The 17,123-nt window shown below is 64.7% G+C and carries 18 protein-coding genes; 11 read left to right on the forward strand and 7 right to left on the reverse strand.

Annotated elements, in window-relative coordinates; translation table 11 throughout:
* Positions 1–8: 8 nt before the first annotated feature.
* Positions 9–917 carry a LysR family transcriptional regulator gene (locus QZ497_RS18520; protein ID WP_295477667.1) on the reverse strand — a complete coding sequence of 303 codons (909 nt, stop codon included), beginning with the start codon at positions 915–917 and terminating at the stop codon, positions 9–11.
* 61 nt (positions 918–978) lie between these two features.
* Here QZ497_RS18520 and QZ497_RS18525 point away from each other — a divergent pair, with 61 nt between their 5' ends.
* From QZ497_RS18525 to QZ497_RS18565, 9 genes are all read left to right on the forward strand, one after another.
* The gene (locus QZ497_RS18525) at positions 979–2,307 is read left to right on the forward strand and encodes a citrate:proton symporter (protein ID WP_295477773.1); all 1,329 of its coding nucleotides are present in this window, start codon (positions 979–981) and stop codon (positions 2,305–2,307) included.
* Positions 2,308–2,309: 2 nt separating this feature from the next.
* A complete protein-coding gene (locus QZ497_RS18530; protein WP_295477670.1) occupies positions 2,310–3,656 on the forward strand; it encodes an acyclic terpene utilization AtuA family protein in 1,347 nt (448 codons plus the stop codon).
* A complete protein-coding gene (locus QZ497_RS18535) occupies positions 3,653–3,976 on the forward strand; it encodes a hypothetical protein (protein WP_295477673.1) in 324 nt (107 codons plus the stop codon). The genes QZ497_RS18530 and QZ497_RS18535 overlap by 4 nt, the downstream gene beginning before the upstream one ends.
* 172 nt (positions 3,977–4,148) lie before the next feature.
* On the forward strand, positions 4,149–4,541 hold the full coding sequence (tusD, locus tag QZ497_RS18540) for a sulfurtransferase complex subunit TusD (RefSeq protein ID WP_295477676.1): 393 nt from the start codon (positions 4,149–4,151) through the stop codon (positions 4,539–4,541).
* Position 4,542: 1 nt separating this feature from the next.
* Positions 4,543–4,905: a sulfurtransferase complex subunit TusC gene (tusC, locus tag QZ497_RS18545; protein WP_295477679.1), complete on the forward strand. Its 363-nt coding sequence runs from the start codon at positions 4,543–4,545 to the stop codon at positions 4,903–4,905.
* Positions 4,905–5,189, forward strand: a complete 285-nt coding sequence (gene tusB, locus QZ497_RS18550; RefSeq protein ID WP_295477682.1) for a sulfurtransferase complex subunit TusB — start codon at positions 4,905–4,907, stop codon at positions 5,187–5,189. The genes tusC and tusB overlap by 1 nt, the downstream gene beginning before the upstream one ends.
* Entirely contained in the window at positions 5,186–5,521 is a 336-nt protein-coding gene (locus tag QZ497_RS18555; protein ID WP_295477684.1) for a TusE/DsrC/DsvC family sulfur relay protein, read from the forward strand. The genes tusB and QZ497_RS18555 overlap by 4 nt, the downstream gene beginning before the upstream one ends.
* Positions 5,518–6,531 carry a glycosyl transferase family protein gene (locus QZ497_RS18560; protein WP_295477687.1) on the forward strand — a complete coding sequence of 338 codons (1,014 nt, stop codon included), beginning with the start codon at positions 5,518–5,520 and terminating at the stop codon, positions 6,529–6,531. The genes QZ497_RS18555 and QZ497_RS18560 overlap by 4 nt, the downstream gene beginning before the upstream one ends.
* A 92-nt stretch (positions 6,532–6,623) precedes the next feature.
* Entirely contained in the window at positions 6,624–7,616 is a 993-nt protein-coding gene (locus QZ497_RS18565) for a glutathione S-transferase family protein (RefSeq protein ID WP_295477776.1), read from the forward strand.
* Between the two features lie 63 nt (positions 7,617–7,679).
* Here the strand turns inward: QZ497_RS18565 and cysG are convergent, their stop codons facing one another.
* From cysG to QZ497_RS18595, 6 genes are all read right to left on the reverse strand, one after another.
* Positions 7,680–9,083, reverse strand: coding sequence for a siroheme synthase CysG (gene cysG / locus QZ497_RS18570; protein WP_295477690.1), 1,404 nt, complete (start codon positions 9,081–9,083; stop codon positions 7,680–7,682).
* Positions 9,084–10,364, reverse strand: coding sequence for a serine--tRNA ligase (serS, locus tag QZ497_RS18575; protein ID WP_295477692.1), 1,281 nt, complete (start codon positions 10,362–10,364; stop codon positions 9,084–9,086).
* Between the two features lie 16 nt (positions 10,365–10,380).
* Complete coding sequence (crcB, locus tag QZ497_RS18580) at positions 10,381–10,755, reverse strand: fluoride efflux transporter CrcB (protein WP_295477695.1); 375 nt, start codon at positions 10,753–10,755, stop codon at positions 10,381–10,383.
* On the reverse strand, positions 10,752–12,077 hold the full coding sequence (locus tag QZ497_RS18585) for a replication-associated recombination protein A (RefSeq protein ID WP_295477698.1): 1,326 nt from the start codon (positions 12,075–12,077) through the stop codon (positions 10,752–10,754). The genes crcB and QZ497_RS18585 overlap by 4 nt, the downstream gene beginning before the upstream one ends.
* An 11-nt stretch (positions 12,078–12,088) precedes the next feature.
* A complete protein-coding gene (gene lolA, locus QZ497_RS18590; RefSeq protein ID WP_295477700.1) occupies positions 12,089–12,712 on the reverse strand; it encodes an outer membrane lipoprotein chaperone LolA in 624 nt (207 codons plus the stop codon).
* 71 nt (positions 12,713–12,783) lie between these two features.
* A complete protein-coding gene (locus QZ497_RS18595; RefSeq protein ID WP_295477703.1) occupies positions 12,784–15,249 on the reverse strand; it encodes a DNA translocase FtsK in 2,466 nt (821 codons plus the stop codon).
* 385 nt (positions 15,250–15,634) lie between these two features.
* Between QZ497_RS18595 and aat the strand changes: the two genes are divergently transcribed.
* The gene (aat, locus tag QZ497_RS18600; RefSeq protein ID WP_295477706.1) at positions 15,635–16,324 is read left to right on the forward strand and encodes a leucyl/phenylalanyl-tRNA--protein transferase; all 690 of its coding nucleotides are present in this window, start codon (positions 15,635–15,637) and stop codon (positions 16,322–16,324) included.
* Positions 16,325–16,373: 49 nt separating this feature from the next.
* On the forward strand, positions 16,374–17,081 hold the full coding sequence (locus QZ497_RS18605) for an arginyltransferase (RefSeq protein ID WP_295477709.1): 708 nt from the start codon (positions 16,374–16,376) through the stop codon (positions 17,079–17,081).
* Positions 17,082–17,123 lie beyond the last annotated feature (42 nt).

Here is a 17,123-nt window from a genome sequence, read left to right on the forward strand (position 1 = left end):
CTGGACATTCAGGGCCTTGTCTTGTCTGGCACAGGCTCGGCGTTCGACAGTTCCTCCAGGCATTCCACCAGACGCAAGGCCGCTGGCGACAACCCGTAGCCCTGGCGGGTGATCACCCCAAGCTCGCGCGCCAGACCCGGTTCGCTCAGGTGCCGCCGTACCAGGCGCGGGTCGCCATCGTCAGCGGACTCGGGCAGCAAGGCGATTCCCAGGCCGTTGCGCACCAGGGCAAGCACCGTCGACATGTAGTTGGCCTCCAGCACCGGGCGCAACGCCAAGCCACCGAGCTGAAACACCTGCTCGATCTGCACCCGCACGCTGCTGTCACGCCCCGTCAATATCATCGGCTGGTCGTCGAGGTCGGCCAGCGTCAGGGTGCCATCGGCCAGCGGGTGGCCGATGGGCACGAACAGGCACAGGCGGTCCTGCATCAGCGTCTGGAAATCCAGCCCATGGACCATACGCGGTCGCACTCCGAGCCCGAAGTCGACATCGCCATCACGCACCAGCTCGCAGATACGATCAGCCACGACGTCGCGCAGGCGCACTTCGATGCCGGGAAACTCGCCGCGGAACACCGCCAGGCATTCAGGCAGAGCACTGGAGCACAGCGAAGGCAGCGCGGCGACACTCACCACCCCGCGGCGCAGCGCAGCCAGCCCCTGCCCGGCGTTGACGATGTTGGCGAAATCCAGCAGCAGCTTTTCCATGGCCGGCAGCGCTTCGCGGCCGGCGGCGGTCAGCTCGACGTGGCGCGGGCTGCGCTCCAGCAGGCTGATGCCCAGCCAGCCTTCGAGCTGGCGAATCTGCACGGTCAGCGCCGAGGGCGAAAGGTGCAGGTCGTCGGCGGCGCGGGCGAAATTGCCACGATGCACCACGGCAAGAAAGGCACGAATGTGCTGCAGGGCATTCTTCATTTAATTTTTTCGAATGTGACCACCAGGTAATTGCAATTTACAGGCAATTCGCCCGTTCCCGATACTCGGCACAACAACAAAAACAATCCGGAGTGTCCCCATGCTTGCGCTTTACGGCGTCATCACGATTCTCTGCCTGCTCGTCGCCGTGATGAGCAAGCGTCTCTCCCCCCTGGTGGCGCTGATCGCGCTACCCGTGGCCGCCGCCTTGCTGGCCGGCTTCGGTCTGCAGACCAGCGGTTTCATTCTCACCGGTATCAAGAACGTGGCACCGGTGGTGGGCATGTTCATCTTCGCCATCCTGTTCTTCGGGGTGATGACCGACGCCGGCATGCTCGACCCGATCATCGACCGCATCCTGCGCGCCGTGGGCACGCGCCCGACCCGGATCGTCTGCGGCACCGCCCTGCTCGCTTTGCTGGTGCACCTGGACGGCTCCGGGGCAGTGACCTTTCTGGTCACGGTCCCGGCGATGCTGCCGCTGTATACGCGGCTGGGCATCGACCGGCGCATACTGGCCTGCGTGGCGGCTATGGCCGCCGGGGTGAATTTCCTGCCCTGGACCGGCCCGGTGCTGCGTTCGTCGGCGGCCTTGCACGTTCCCGTCGCCGATCTGTTCCAGCCGCTGATCCCGGTGCAACTGGTGGGCCTGACCTTCGTCTTCGCCAGTGCCTGGTGGCTGGGCTGGCGCGAGGAGAAGCGTCTGGGCCTGACCGCTGGCAGCCAGGCCGCTGCACCGCAGCGCGTATTGACGCCGGAAGAGCAGAGCCTGCGCCAGCCAGGCAAGTTCTGGCTGAACCTGACGCTGTCCATCGTGGTGATGGCGGTGATGATTGCCGGCTGGGTCGACCCGGTGGTGATGTTCATGCTCGGCACCGTGGCGGCGCTGTGCCTGAACTACCCCAATGTGGATCAGCAACGCCAGCGCATCGACGCTCACGCCAAGACCGCGCTGACCATGGCGAGCATTCTCCTGGCCGCCGGGGTGTTCACCGGCATCATGCAGGGCACCGGCATGCTCAAGGCCATGGCCGAAGTGGCCGTGCAGCAGATTCCGCCGGGGCACGGCAGCCTGATTCCGGCCGTGGTGGGTTTCATCTCGATGCCGCTGAGCCTGCTGTTCGATCCTGATTCGTTCTACTTCGGCGTCATGCCGGTGATCGCTGAAGTCGGCCGTTCGCTGGGTGTGGACCCGGTGCAAGTGGCGCAGGCTTCGCTGCTGGGCGTACACACCACCGGTTTTCCCGTCAGCCCGCTGACACCCGCGACCTTCCTGCTGGTCGGTCTGTGCAAGCTGGAGCTCGCCGACCACCAGCGCTTTACCTTGCCCTTCCTGTTTGCCGCCTCGGTGCTGATGACCCTCGCAGCACTGGCATTTGGAGTGTTCTGAACATGACCCCATTGCGTATCGGCGCCGGGGCCGGCTACTCCGGTGACCGCCTCGAACCTGCCGTGGAGCTGGCCCGCCACGGCGAGCTTGACTACCTGATCTTCGAATGCCTGGCCGAGCGCACCATCGCGCTGGCCCAGCAGGCTCGCCTGGCCGACCCGCTGGCCGGCTACGACCCGCTGCTGGCCACCCGCATGCGCGCCGTTCTGCCCTACCTGCGCCAGGGCGGCCGACGCCTGCGCATCATCACCAACATGGGCGCGGCCAACCCCCGTGGGGCCATGCGCAAGGTGCTGGAAATCGCCAGCGAACTGGGCCTGCATGGCCTGAAGGTCGCCGCCGTGGAGGGCGACGACGTGCTCGCCACCCTGCGCGCCCACCCCGCGTGGACGCTGGACAACGGTCTGAAGGTGGCCGAGCTGGGCGAGCGCCTGGTTTCGGCCAATGCCTACCTGGGCATCGAAGGTATCGTCCAGGCCCTGGAGCTGGATGCCGATGTGATCATCACCGGCCGCGTGGCCGACCCATCGCTGTTTCTCGCTGCGCAGGCGCATGCCTTTGGCTGGGCCGCCGATGACTGGCTGCGGCGCGGACGCGGCACGCTGACCGGCCACCTGCTCGAGTGCGCCGGGCAGGTCAGCGGCGGCTATTTCGCCGACCCTGGGGTCAAGGACGTGCCTGACCTGGCCCGCCTGGGCTTTCCCCTCGCCGAGATCGACCGCGACGGTCATGCGCAGATCACCAAGGTGGCCGGTAGCGGTGGGCGCATCGACGTGGCGACTTGTACCGAACAGTTGCTGTATGAAGTGCATGACCCGCGCCGCTACCTCACCCCGGATGTCACCGCCGACTTTTCCGCGGTCACCTTCACCCCGGTCGCTGCTGACCGTATCGCGGTCAGTGGCGCCAATGGTCGCGAGCGCCCTGAACACCTGAAAGTGACGGTCGGTTATCGCGATGGCTGGATCGGCGAAGGACAGATGTCCTATGGCGGCCCCAATGCCGTGGCTCGGGCGCGCCTGGCCGGGCAGATCGTCGAGCAGCGCCTGGCGCTGAGCGGGGTGCAGGTGCAAGAGCTGCGTTGCGAACTGCTGGGCGTCGACTCGTTGCACGGCAGCACGTTCGGCCAGACGGCCGAACCCTGGGAGGTGCGTCTGCGCGTCACCGGGCGTTGCGCGACCCGCGAACTGGCCCAGGCCCTCGCCAATGAGGTCGAGACCCTTTACACCAACGGCCCGGCGGGCGGTGGCGGTGCCACGCGCCAGGTGCGCGAGGTGCTGGCCGTGGCCAGCCTGTATCTGCCACGCGAGCAGGCCATTGCCCATGTCGATCTGCAGGTAAGCCCATGACTGTCATCTTGCATCAGCTCGCCCACACCCGAACCGGTGACAAGGGCGATACGTCGAACATCTCGGTGATCGCCTTCAAGGCCGAGGACTATCCGACCCTGGAAAAGGCGTTGACCGCCGAGCGGGTCGAGGCCTGGTTCGCTCATCTTCGCGACGCCAGCGCCGGGCCGGTGCAGCGCTATGAACTGCCACAGCTGCACGCGCTGAATTTCGTCTTGCCCGGCCTGCTGCGCGGCGGCGTCACCCGCTCCCTGGCCCTGGACGCCCACGGCAAATGCCTGGGCGCTGCGCTGTTGCAGATGCCCGTAGAGGGCGCATAGGCCAATCCTGGCTGAAGCCGGTCCTACCGCTCCCTCGCCAGGACAGGGAGCGCTTCAGCCGCGCTGCGGTGCCAGCCGGTGCGCCAGGCAAGCCCGCAGCGCCGCGCCGGTTCTCACACGCAGGGCCTCGAATTCTTTATCATGGCGGCCTGTGACAACCACCGGGCCCGCCATGAAGTTCGCCATTTCCGTTTTTTCCGCGCCGCATGATCCCTCGTCGCGCCGCGCCCTGCTGTTCGCCCAGGCGGTGCTGGACGGCGGGCACCAGATCGTACGGCTGTTCTTCTACCAGGATGGCGTCTACAACGCTGCCAGCACCGTCGTGACGCCTCAGGACGAACAGGACCTGCCACGCCAGTGGCATGACTTCATCACCCACAACGCGCTGGATGGCGTGGTGTGCATCGCTGCCGGTCTGCGCCGCGGCGTGATCAACGACCAGGAAGCCACGCGCTACCAGCGCCAGGCCGGCAACCTGATGCCCGGCTGGGAGCTGTCCGGGCTGGGGCAATTGCATGATGCCGTACAGGCAGCAGACCGGGTGGTCTGCTTCGGAGGGCCGTAAGGTGAGCAAATCCCTGTTGATCATCAGCCGCCAGGCGCCCTGGTCAGGCCCCGGAGCGCGTGAAGCGCTGGACATCGTCCTGGCCGCCGGCGCCTTCGACCTGCCGGTCGCCCTGCTGTTTCTCGACGATGGCGTGTTCCAACTGCAGGCCGGCCAGACAGCCGGCGCCGTGCAGCAGAAGGACGTCACCGCCAATCTCAAGGCCCTGCCGATGTTCGGTGTCGAAGAGCTGTATGCCTGCGGCCACAGCCTGCAGCAACGCGGCATTTGTGCCGCAACGCTGGACGAGGCCATCGAGCCGCTGGCCAGTGGTGCCGACATCGCCGCGCTCATTGCCCGTTACGACCAGGTGATTACGATCTGATGGCGACCTTGCACGTTGTATCCCACTCCCCCTTCGCCGACAGCCGCCTGGCCAGTTGCCTGCGCGTGCTGGGCGAAGCAGACGCCGTGCTGCTGTGCGGCGACGCCACCTATGCCCTGAGCCAGCCCGATGCCGTACTGCTGGCGCTGGGCGAACGACTGTTCATCCTCGAAGAAGACCGCGCCGCGCGAGGCCTTGCCTTGCCCGCCACGGCCCGCGCGGTGGATTATCCCGGCTTCGTCGCGTTGTCCATCCGCTTCGACAAGGTGAACACCTGGCTATGAATGCGCTTACCGTTGCCGGCCGCCAGGTCCCGCTGGACCAGGACGGTTTTCTGGAGAACCTCGACGACTGGTCACTGGAGGTGGCACGCGCCCTGGCCGCCGAAGAAGACATCGCCTTCGCCGACGAGCACGTGGAAGTGCTGCAGTTGCTGCGCGACTTCTACGCCGAATTCCAGCTCTCGCCCGCCACCCGCCCGCTGATCAAGTACGCTGCCCTCAAGCTGGGCCCGGAAAAGGGCAACAGCCAGTATCTCAACCGCCTGTTCAACGGCCGCCCCGCCAAGCTGGCTGCGCGCCTGGCAGGCCTGCCCAAGCCGACCAACTGCATATGACCGACCACCGCCCCCTCGTCACCGAAACGCCCGCCGAGCATCCCTTTGCGCAGTTCGTGCGCATTCTTGGCAAGGGCAAGCGCGGCGCCCGTGGCCTGACCCGCGAAGAAGCCCGTGAAGCCATGGGCATGCTGCTCGACGAACAGGTCGAAGAGGCACAGCTCGGCGCCTTCCTGATGCTGCTGCGTCACAAGGAAGAAAGCCCGGAGGAACTGGCCGGTTTCACCGAGGCCGTGCGCCAGCGCCTGAACGCCCCAGCCATTGACGTCGACATCGACTGGCCCACCTATGCCGGCAAGAAACGCCATCTGCCCTGGTACCTGCTGGCGGCCCGCTGCCTGGCCGACAACGGCGTGCGTGTGCTGCTGCATGGCGGCGGCGCACACACCGCCGGGCGACTGTACACCGAGCAGTTGCTGGAGCTACTGGACATTCCCCTGTGCCGTGGTTGGGGTGCGGTGCAGGCCGCCATGCAGCAGCGCCATCTGGCGTTCATCCCCCTGAGCGACTGGGCACCACCGCTGCAGCGCATGATCGACCTGCGCAACACGCTCGGCCTGCGTTCGCCGATCCACTCCCTGGCCCGGGTGCTCAACCCGCTCCAGGCACGCTGCGGTCTGCAAAGCATCTTCCACCCCGGCTACCAGGCCGTGCATCGCGAAGCGAGCCGGCTGCTGGGTGACCACGCCATCGTCATCAAGGGCGACGGCGGCGAAATCGAGGTCAACCCCGACACCATCAGCCACCTGTATGGCACCACGGCCGGGGCGGACTGGGACGAAGAGTGGCCGGCGCTGGCCGAACGGCGCCACGTCAAGCCCGCCAGTCTGGAACCTGCCCACCTGGTAGCGTTCTGGCGTGGTGAAGTCGAAGACAGTTACGGCAGCCTGGCACTGCTGGCGACCATGGCGCTGGCCTTGCGCGGCCTGGGTGTCGAGCGGGACGCAGCATTCGAGCAGGCCCGGCAGTTCTGGGACAGGCGCGACCGCAATGCCCTATCTATCGCCTGATTCGATAGATAGCGGCCAGTATTTGCACTTTTAGTTCGAACCATGGCCTTTAGACTGGTCTCCAATGAACCACTATGGAAACGGAGACCATCATGGGCTTGCTGATCGAAGGGCGCTGGCACGACCAGTGGTATGAAACCAAAGACGGCGCATTCCAGCGCGAGAGCGCGCAGCGCCGCAGCTGGGTGACCGCCGACGGCGCGCCGGGGCCTTCCGGACAGGGCGGTTTCGCTGCCGAAGCCGGGCGCTACCACCTGTATGTTTCGCTGGCCTGCCCCTGGGCGCATCGCACGCTGATCGTGCGCCAGCTCAAGGGCCTGGAAAAGCTCATCGACGTGTCGGTGGTCAGTTGGCTGATGCTGGAGAACGGCTGGACCTTCGATACCGCCACCGGCTCGTCCGGCGACGCCCTCGACAACCTGCAGTTCATGCACCAGCGCTACACTCGGGACGACCCGCATTACACCGGGCGGGTCACGGTGCCGGTGCTGTGGGACAAAAAGACCCAGCGCATCGTCAGCAACGAGTCGGCGGAGATCATCCGCATGTTCAACTCCGCGTTCGACGGCCTGACCGGCAACCCCCTGGACCTCTACCCTGAGCCACTGCGCACGCAGATCGACGCGCTCAACGAGCAGATCTACCCGAACGTCAACAACGGTGTGTATCGCGCCGGCTTCGCCACCTCGCAGGGCGCCTACGAAGAAGCGTTCGACCAGCTGTTCGCCAAGCTCGACGAGTTGGAACAGCTACTGGGCACGCAACGCTACCTGAGCGGGGAATACCTGACCGAGGCTGACATTCGCCTGTTCACCACGCTGATCCGCTTCGACGCGGTTTACCACGGCCACTTCAAGTGCAACCTGCGGCGCATCAGTGACTACCCGAACCTGAGCCATTGGTTGCGGGAGCTGTACCAGTGGCCGGGCGTGGCGCAGACCGTGGACTTCCAGCACATCAAGCACCACTACTATGGCAGCCACCGCACCATCAACCCGACCGGCGTGGTGCCCAAAGGACCGCAGCAGGATTTCACCCAGGCCCACGACCGTGAACGCCTGCCAGGCAAAGGCATCTGGCAATGAAAAAAGCCCTGGGAGCGAGCGGCCTCGCTTCCAGGGCTTGGATGGGCGGTCCTGCCAGACAGGCTACAGGGCTGGCAGATCAGCCTGAGCGCCTTCGAACCACGCCAGTTTTTCGCGCAGCACTACCACCTCGCCAACAATCACCAGGGTCGGCGCATGCACTTCGTGCTCGGCGACCAGTTGCGGCAGGTTGGCCAGGGTGCCGGTAAACACCCGCTGGTTGGTCGTGGTGCCCTGCTGCACCAGTGCCGCCGGGGTGTCAGCGGCACGCCCGTGGGCGATCAGCTGTTCGCAGATGGTCGGCAAGCCCACCAGGCCCATGTAGAACACCAGCGTCTGCGCCGGGGCAACCAGGTCGCTCCAGGGCAGGTCGCTGGTGTTGTTCTTCAGGTGTCCCGTGATGAAGCGCACTGACTGCGCATAGTCACGATGAGTCAGGGGAATGCCGGCGTAGGCTGCACAGCCACTGGCGGCGGTGATGCCCGGCACGACCTGGAACGGAATGCCATGCGCTGCCAGTTCTTCGATCTCTTCGCCACCACGGCCGAAGATGAACGGGTCGCCACCCTTGAGGCGCACGACGCGCTTGCCCTGGCGGGCCAGGTCGACCAATTGCTGGTTGATCTGATCCTGCGGCACGGCATGGTCGGCACGCCGCTTGCCCACATAGACGCGCTCGGCATCGCGACGGCACAGCTCTAGAATCGCTGGCGCCACCAGGCGGTCGTAGAGCACCACATCAGCCTGCTGCATCAAGCGCAGGGCGCGGAAGGTCAGCAGGTCCGGGTCGCCAGGGCCGGCACCGACCAGGTAAACCTCGCCCGGCGCGTGGGGCGGCTCGCCATCCACCTTGGCCTGCAACAGGCGTTCGGCTTCGGCCCCCTGCCCGGCCAGCTGCCGATCAGCGATCGGCCCCTGGAACACCTCTTCCCAGAACGCGCGACGTTGCTGCACATCCGGGTACAGCTGCTTGACCCGATGGCGAAAGCGCGCCGCCAGGCCAGCCAGTTGCCCATAGGTGGAGGGGATCCAGGTTTCCAGCTTGGCGCGGATCAGCCGCGCCAGCACCGGCGCATCGCCGCCGCTGGACACCGCGATGACCAGCGGCGAGCGGTCGACGATGGCCGGGAAGATCACGCTGCACAGCGCCGGCGCGTCCACCACGTTGACCGGCATGCCGCGACGCCGGGCGTCGGCGGACACCTGGGCGTTGAGCGGCTCGTCGTCGGTTGCGGCGATGACCAGTACACAATCGTCCAGGTCGGTCTCCTGGTAGCCGCGCGGGCGGATTTCCCCGCCACTGCCTGCGACCAGCTCTTGCAACTGGGCTTCGACCTGCGGAGCAACGACCCGCAACAGCGCACCTGCGTCGGCCAGCAGGCGCGACTTGCGCAAGGCGATCTCGCCGCCGCCCACCACCAGGACCCAGCTGCCACGCAGGTTATGGAACAGTGGCAGGAATTCCATTTAGCCGATGACCTCAAGGCCGCCCATGTAGGGTTTGAGCACTTCCGGTACGCGAATCGAACCGTCGGCCTGCTGGTAGTTCTCCAGCACCGCGACCAGGGTACGACCAACTGCCAGGCCCGAACCGTTGAGGGTATGGACCAGTTCCGGCTTGCCGGTTTCCGGGTTGCGCCAGCGCGCCTGCATGCGTCGCGCCTGGAAATCGCCGCAGTTCGAGCAGGAGGAAATTTCGCGGTATTTGTCCTGGCTGGGGACCCAGACTTCCAGGTCGTAGGTCTTCACTGCGCTGAAGCCCATGTCGCCAGTGCACAGCGCCAGGACCCGGTACGGCAGCTCCAGCAGTTGCAGGACGCGCTCGGCATTGGCGGTCAGCGATTCCAGCTCGTTCATCGACTCGTGCGGCGCCACTACCTTGACCATCTCGACCTTGTCGAACTGGTGCTGGCGGATCATGCCGCGGGTGTCACGCCCCGAAGCACCGGCTTCGCTACGGAAGCACGGGGTGTGGGCAACGAACTTCAGCGGGAGTTGCTTGGCGTCGAGAATCTGCCCGGAGACGATGTTGGTCAGCGACACTTCGGCGGTGGGGATCAGGTACAGGTCGGCTTCGCCATCGCGGCCGATCTTGAACAGATCTTCTTCGAACTTGGGCAACTGGCCGGTGCCCTGCAGGGCCGGTGCCTGCACCAGGTACGGGGTGTAGGTTTCCTCGTAGCCGTGCTCGTTGATGTGCAGGTTGATCATGAACTGCGCCAGGGCGCGGTGCAGACGGGCGATGGGGCCACGCAGCAATGCGAAACGCGCGCCAGACAGCTTGGCGGCGGTCTCGAAGTCCAGCCAGCCGAACTTCTCGCCCAGGGTCACGTGGTCCTGGACCGGGAAGTCGAAGCTGGCCGGCGTGCCCCAGCGGCGCACTTCGACGTTGCCGTCTTCGTCTTCCCCGACCGGCACGGAAGCGTCGGGCAGGTTGGGAATGGTCAGCAGAATGCCGTCCAGCTCGGCCTGGATGTTGTCCAGCTCGACCTTGCCGGCGGACAGCTCATTGCCCATGCGCTCGACGTCAGCCATCAGCGGCGCGATGTCTTCGCCGCGCTGCTTGGCCTGGCCGATGGACTTGGAACGGGCGTTACGCTCGGCCTGCAGCTGTTCGGTGCGGGTCTGGACCACCTTGCGCTGAGCTTCCAGCGCTTCGATGCGCGCCACGTCCAGGGTGAAACCACGGGAGGCCAGGCGATCCGCTACGTCCTGAAGTTGCGTCCGTAACAGTTTGGAATCGAGCATATCGTTCTCTCGTCTATCAAAGTCGGGTCAATGTCAGGCCTACCCAGGTTGCGAGCAGGCCGCCGAACACGCTGATGCCGGCATAGCCCAGGGCCAGCGGGACCTGCCCGCTTTCCAGCAGGCGCAGCGTATCCAGTGAAAAGGATGAAAAGGTCGTCAGACCACCTACGAAACCGACGATCAGGCCGGCGCGCACCTCGACCGGCACTTCCGGACGGATCAGGAACAGGCCATACAGCACGCCGATGATCAGGCAACCGACGATGTTCACCGCCAGGGTCGCCGTGTAGAAGTGCTGCGGCCAGCGGGCGTTGACCCAGTTGCCGGTCGCGAAACGCAGTAATGTACCAGCGATGCCGGCAATCGACACCGCCAGAATGGTCTGAATCATGATTTTCTCCGCTGCCGAGGGCTGGCGGCATCCAGCGCCCCCAGATGACGAAGCTTTTCGCCGATCTTCATTTCCAGCCCGCGGGGCACCGGTTGGTAGTACTGGCGCGGCTCGAGGTCTTCGGGGAAGTAGTCCTCACCGGCGGCGTAAGCGTCCGGTTCGTCATGGGCGTAGCGGTACTCCTCGCCATAGCCCAGTTGCTTCATCAGCTTGGTGGGTGCGTTGCGCAGGTGCAGCGGCACCTCCAGCGAACCGTTCGCGGCGGCATCGGCCATGGCCGCCTTGAAGGCCATGTACACGGCGTTGCTCTTCGGCGCGCAAGCCAGGTAGACGATGGCCTGCGCCACCGCCAGCTCGCCTTCCGGGCTGCCCAGGCGTTCCTGCACATCCCAGGCCGACATGCACAGAGGCAAGGCACGCGGATCGGCGTTGCCGATGTCCTCGCTGGCCATGCGCACCACCCGGCGCGCCAGGTACAAAGGGTCACAACCGCCGTCGATCATGCGCGCGAACCAGTACAGCGCGGCATCGGGATTGGAACCACGGATCGACTTGTGCAGGGCGGAAATCTGGTCGTAAAAGGCCTCGCCGCCCTTGTCGAAGCGTCGGCGGCTGTCGCCCAACAGGCTGTTGAGCATTTCAGTGCCGATCTCGCTGCCATCTTCGGCCAGGTCGGCGGCATTCTCCAGCAGGTTGAGCATGCGCCGACCGTCCCCGTCGGCGGCAGCCATGAGCGTGGCGAAGCCTTCATCGGACAGGCTCAGATGCCGCCCGCCCAAGCCCCGCTCTTCGGTCAGGGCACGCTGCACCAGCTTGCGCAGGGCCGCTTCGTCCAGGCTCTTGAGCACATAGACGCGGGCGCGTGACAGCAGCGCGTTGTTCAGCTCGAAGGAGGGATTCTCGGTGGTTGCGCCAATGAAGATCAGCGTGCCGTCTTCGACATACGGCAGGAAGGCGTCCTGCTGGGACTTGTTGAAGCGATGGACCTCGTCGACGAACAGAATGGTGCGCCGACCGTACTGCGCCGCCTGCTGCTTGGCCACTTCGACGGCCTGGCGGATTTCCTTGACACCCGCCAGCACCGCCGAGACGGTCTCGAAATGCGCATCGGAAACCTTGGCCAGCAGCCTGGCCAGGGTGGTCTTGCCCACCCCGGGCGGCCCCCAGAAGATCATCGAATGCAGGGCGCCCTGCTCCAGCGCCTCACGCAACGGCTTGCCGTGGGCCAGGACATGTTCCTGGCCCACGTACTCGTCCAGGTTGGTGGCGCGCAAGCGTGCGGCCAGGGGCTGGGCGATGGGTTCACGACTGAACAGGTCCATGATCCGCGGTGTTATTCCTGAATGACGTCGGCGCCCTTGGGAATCTGGAACTGGAACTTGCCGGCGGGCACCGGTTCGTTGGCCTTGACGCCGGTGAACAGGATATTGGTGCGCTGGCCGACGTTGTCCACTAGTTGCATGTCGTTGATCAGGCCATTACGGAACGACAGGCGCAGGTTATCGAACAGGCTGTCCTTGGTCTTGGGCTTGAGCACGAAGTCGACTACACCACCGGCCTCCTTGGAGGTGATGTCGAAGCTTTCACTGATCTTCGACACGTCGCCGGACAACAGCAACGCCGGGGTCTGGGTCAGGCGCTGGTCGAGCGTCTTGATGGTCACCTGCTGCAGGTCCGGGTCCCAGAGGGTGACCTTCTTGCCGTCGGAGACCATCAGTTGTTCCTGGGGTGGGTCGGTATGCCAGTTGAACTGGCCGGGACGCTGCAGAATCATGCTGCCCTGGGCTTCCTGCAACTGGGTGCCGCCGCCGTCGAGGGTCATCTGCGAGAAACGCCCGCTGAGAGTCTGGGATTTTTCCAGCAGTTGGGTCAGGCGCGCCACGTCCTTGCCATCGGCATGGGCGGTCACGGCGGAAAGAGTCAGAGCAGTGGCGAGAAACATGCGGATAAGACGCATGGGGGTCCTCTTTGAATTCGCTGTAAGGGCGGCGATGCACGATACACGGCATCGCCATTGAAACCCAGGGATCAATCGCGCATCGGCGCCGGGGCGATCACTTCACGCGAGCCGTTGGAGTTCATGGGGGTGACCACACCGGCCATTTCCATGGCCTCGATCATCCGCGCCGCGCGGTTATAGCCGATCTTGAGCTTGCGCTGCACAGCTGAAATCGATGCCCGACGGCTCTCCAGCACGAAATTGACCGCCTCGTCATACAGGGCGTCGCTCTCGCTGTCATCGCCGTCGCCTCCGCCGCCGCCACCCTCGAAGCCGCTGCCGGCCTCTTCGACACCGGAGAGGATGTCGTCGTTGTAGTCGGGGGTGCCGCGCATTTTCCAGGCCTCAACCACGCGATGCACCTCGTCATCGGAGACGAAGGCACCATGGACGCGGATCGGCAGGCTGGTGCCCGGCGGCATGTAGAGCATGTCACCGTGACCGAGCAGCTGTTCGGCGCCGCCCTGGTCGATGATGGTCCGCGAGTCGATCTTGCTCGACACCTGGAACGCCATGCGGGTCGGGATGTTGGCCTTGATCAGACCGGTGATCACGTCCACCGATGGACGCTGGGTAGCGAGGATCAGGTGGATCCCGGCGGCCCGCGCCTTCTGGGCGATCCGCGCGATGAGTTCTTCGACCTTCTTGCCGACGATCATCATCATGTCGGCGAATTCGTCGACCACCACCACGATGGTCGGCAGGGTGCTGAGCAACGGCGCCTCGTCGTGGATGCTTTCACGGCGGTACAACGGGTCGCTGACCGGTGTACCGGCCTCTTCGGCGTCCTTGATCTTGCGGTTGAAGCCGGCCAGGTTACGCACGCCCATGGCCGCCATCAGCTTGTAGCGCCGCTCCATCTCGGCGACGCTCCAGCGCAGCGCATTAGCGGCGTCCTTCATGTCGGTGACCACCGGGCACAGCAGGTGCGGAATGCCTTCGTAGATCGACAGTTCGAGCATCTTCGGGTCGATCATGATCAGCCGCGCATCTTCGGGCTTGGACTTGAACAGGATCGACAGGATCATGGCGTTGACCCCCACCGACTTACCGGAACCGGTGGTACCGGCCACCAGCAGGTGCGGCATCTTGGCCAGGTCGGTGATGACCGGTCGGCCACCGATGTCATGGCCCAGGGCCAGGGTGACCGGCGACTTGGCGCTGTCGTACTCGGGCGTGGAAAGCACTTCCGAGAAACGCACGATCTGCCGGTCTTCGTTGGGAATCTCGATACCCACGGTGGTCTTGCCGGGGATCACCTCGACCACCCGCACACTGGTCACCGCCAGCGAACGCGCCAGGTCCTTGGCCAGGTTGGCGATACGGCTGACCTTCACGCCGGCCGCCGGCTGGATCTCGTAGCGGGTAATCACCGGGCCGGGATGGATGGAGTCCACCGTCACTTCGACGCCGAACTCCTTGAGCTTGATTTCCAGCAGCTTGCCCACTGCATCGAGGGATTCCGGCGAATAGCTGAGGGCTTTCTTTTCCACCGGGTCGAGGATCGACAAAGGCGGCAAGGTGCCTTCCACGGCGCTGTCGACGAACAGCGGCGCCTGCTTTTCCTTCATCACCCGGTTGCTCGGCTCCGGAGCCTTGGCCGGGGTCGGTGGAATGATCGCCGGAGCGGTCTTGTCGCGCGGCTCCGCGACGGGCTTGGCGGCTGGCGCGGCAACCGGTGCGGCAGGCGCAGGCTTGGCGACCGGTGGCTGTTCGCGTTCGAAGACCTTGTCACGGGCACCCAGGGCCGGCTCGCGGCGCGCAGAGGCCTTGGGCTCGTGGCGTTCGTCTTCGAGTTGCAGGTCGACTTCGCGCAGCTTGACCACCATGTTGCGACGCTCGACCCGCGCCACCCACCAGCGGCTCACGGCGCCTTGCAGCAACTCGAAAAGATCCAGGGTGATCTTGCCGGTGACGTCCATGACCTTGAACCAGGAAAGGTCGGTGAACACGGTGAGGCCAAACAGGAACAAGGCGATGAACAGCAAGGTGCTGCCCTGGATGTTCAGTGCGCGTTTGGCCAGGTCGCCGAGCACCTCGCCCAGCACACCGCCCGCCGAACCGGGAAAGCCGGCGGCGAAATGGAAGTGGATATGCGCCAGCGCGGCACCGGCCAATACCAGGAACACCAGGCCGATCAGGCGCCAGGAGAACAGCCAGCCGCTCCATTGCCAGGGCTCGTGACGCTGGCGGAACACCTGCCAGGCCTTGATGCCCAGTAACAGCGGGAAGATATAGGCAAAGTAGCCCAGGACCATGAACAGGATGTCGGCACTGAAGGCACCGGCGCGGCCGGCGGCATTCTGCACCTGGGCGCCGTTGCTGCTGGTGTGGCTCCAGCCCGGATCGCTCTGGTCATAGGTCAGCAGGGCCATGATCAGGTACAGGCACAGGAAGCCGAAGGCGATCAGTGCCCCTTCCTTGAGTCGATAGTGCAGCTGCTGTCGCCAGAGGGGGACAGCCGCAGGTGCGGGTGCTGGAGTGGATTTCTTCAAAACGCTCTAATTCCTGCGCAACAGCGCGAACATCTCATTTAACGACCAGTACGACGGCGACCCGACGCGAACGGCAGCGCCTGGCTCAAGCCAGGCGACAGCATCGGACGCGTGACTTGAATCATAACGCGCAACGGGGGCATTGTACGCCCTTGGCCGCCTGCGGACATGGCGCAGCGCGCTACAAGTCTGGCGCGCAGCAGCTGGGTCTTCAAGCATCGCCGACGAGGCTCAATTTGAGCACGCATTCTCTTTCGTGACAAAGGCTTATGAAGCAGGATTCATCCACGACATAGGTCAGGATAAACTCACGTCAACCTGGCTCTGACCATACCTGGCATACAGAGTTGCACATCTGCCCTCCCCTACCGAGAAATCTCGCCCCATGCTGACCTGGCTAAGACGCGACAGTCTGGAATTTCCACCGCTGCACAAGGCACTGCGTGAACCCAACGGGCTGCTGGCCGCTGGCGGCGACCTGTCTGCGCAGCGTCTGGTGCAGGCTTATCGCCACGGCTGCTTTCCGTGGTTTCAGGATGGCCAGCCGATCCTCTGGTGGTCGCCCGACCCACGCACGGTGCTGCTGCCCGAACAGCTGCATGTCTCACGCAGCCTGGCCAAGCTGCTGCGCCAGCAACGCTACCGAGTGACCTTCGACCAGGACTTCGACGCAGTGATCGGCGCCTGCGCTGCGCCACGCAGCTATGCCCAGGGCACCTGGATCACCAATGGCATGCAAGATGCCTATCGCGAGCTGCACCGCCGCGGACATGCCCACAGCGTTGAGGTGTGGCGGGGCGACGAACTGATCGGCGGACTCTACGGCCTGGCCATGGGCCGACTGTTCTTCGGCGAATCCATGTTCAGCCGCGCCGACAACGCATCCAAGGTTGGCTTCGCCACGCTGGTGGAGCACCTCGCGGCCTGGGGCTTCGTACTGATCGACTGCCAGATGCCGACCGACCACCTGCACAGCCTCGGAGCCGGCCCCATCAGCCGCGCGGCATTCGCCGATTACCTGAACCGTTACATCGATGCCGAAAATAACGCCGACTGGTTGCCTAGGCGAGTTTGACAGGCTGGCTTACACTCTTGTCTATCGGCTTATGTAAACGGGGGCAATCATGACAGAGCTGGCGCGGCTCAAGTTTTATGCCACTCAACCCCACTCCTGCAGCTACCTGCCCGAAGAACAGGCCACTACGCTGTTCCTCGATCCCAGCCAGCCCATGGACGTGCAGGTCTATGCCGATCTTTCGGACATGGGCTTTCGCCGCAGTGGCGATCACCTCTACCGACCGCACTGCCAGAACTGCAGCGCCTGCATACCGGCTCGCATCCCCGTCGACCTGTTCGTGCCCACCCGGCAGCAGAAGCGCATCATCAAGCGCAACGCCGACCTGGAAGTGCGCAGCGTCAAGCCGGTATTCACCCAGGAGTATTTCGACCTCTACCAGCGCTACATCGAGCAACGCCATGCCGACGGCGACATGTACCCGCCCAGCCGCGATCAGTTCACCACCTTCCTAGTGCGCGACCTGCCCTTCTCGCGCTTCTACGAGTTCCGCGCCGAAGGCCGCCTGATGGCCGTTGCGGTCACCGACCTGCTGCCCAACGGACTTTCAGCGGTGTACACCTTCTATGATCCCGACGAAGAGCGGCGCAGCCTCGGGCGCTATGCGATTCTCTGGCAGGTTGCGGAAACCGCGCGCCTGCATCTTCACGCGGTCTATCTTGGCTACTGGATAAAGAACTGCAAGAAGATGAACTACAAGACCCAATATCGACCCATCGAACTGCTGACCAATCAAAGATGGGTCACTCTGTATTGAAGTCCTTGGCTTGACAGGCCTTTTTCGGGCACAATGCACGCC

It is taken from the genome of uncultured Pseudomonas sp. (assembly GCF_913777995.1).
Taxonomy (GTDB): domain Bacteria; phylum Pseudomonadota; class Gammaproteobacteria; order Pseudomonadales; family Pseudomonadaceae; genus Aquipseudomonas.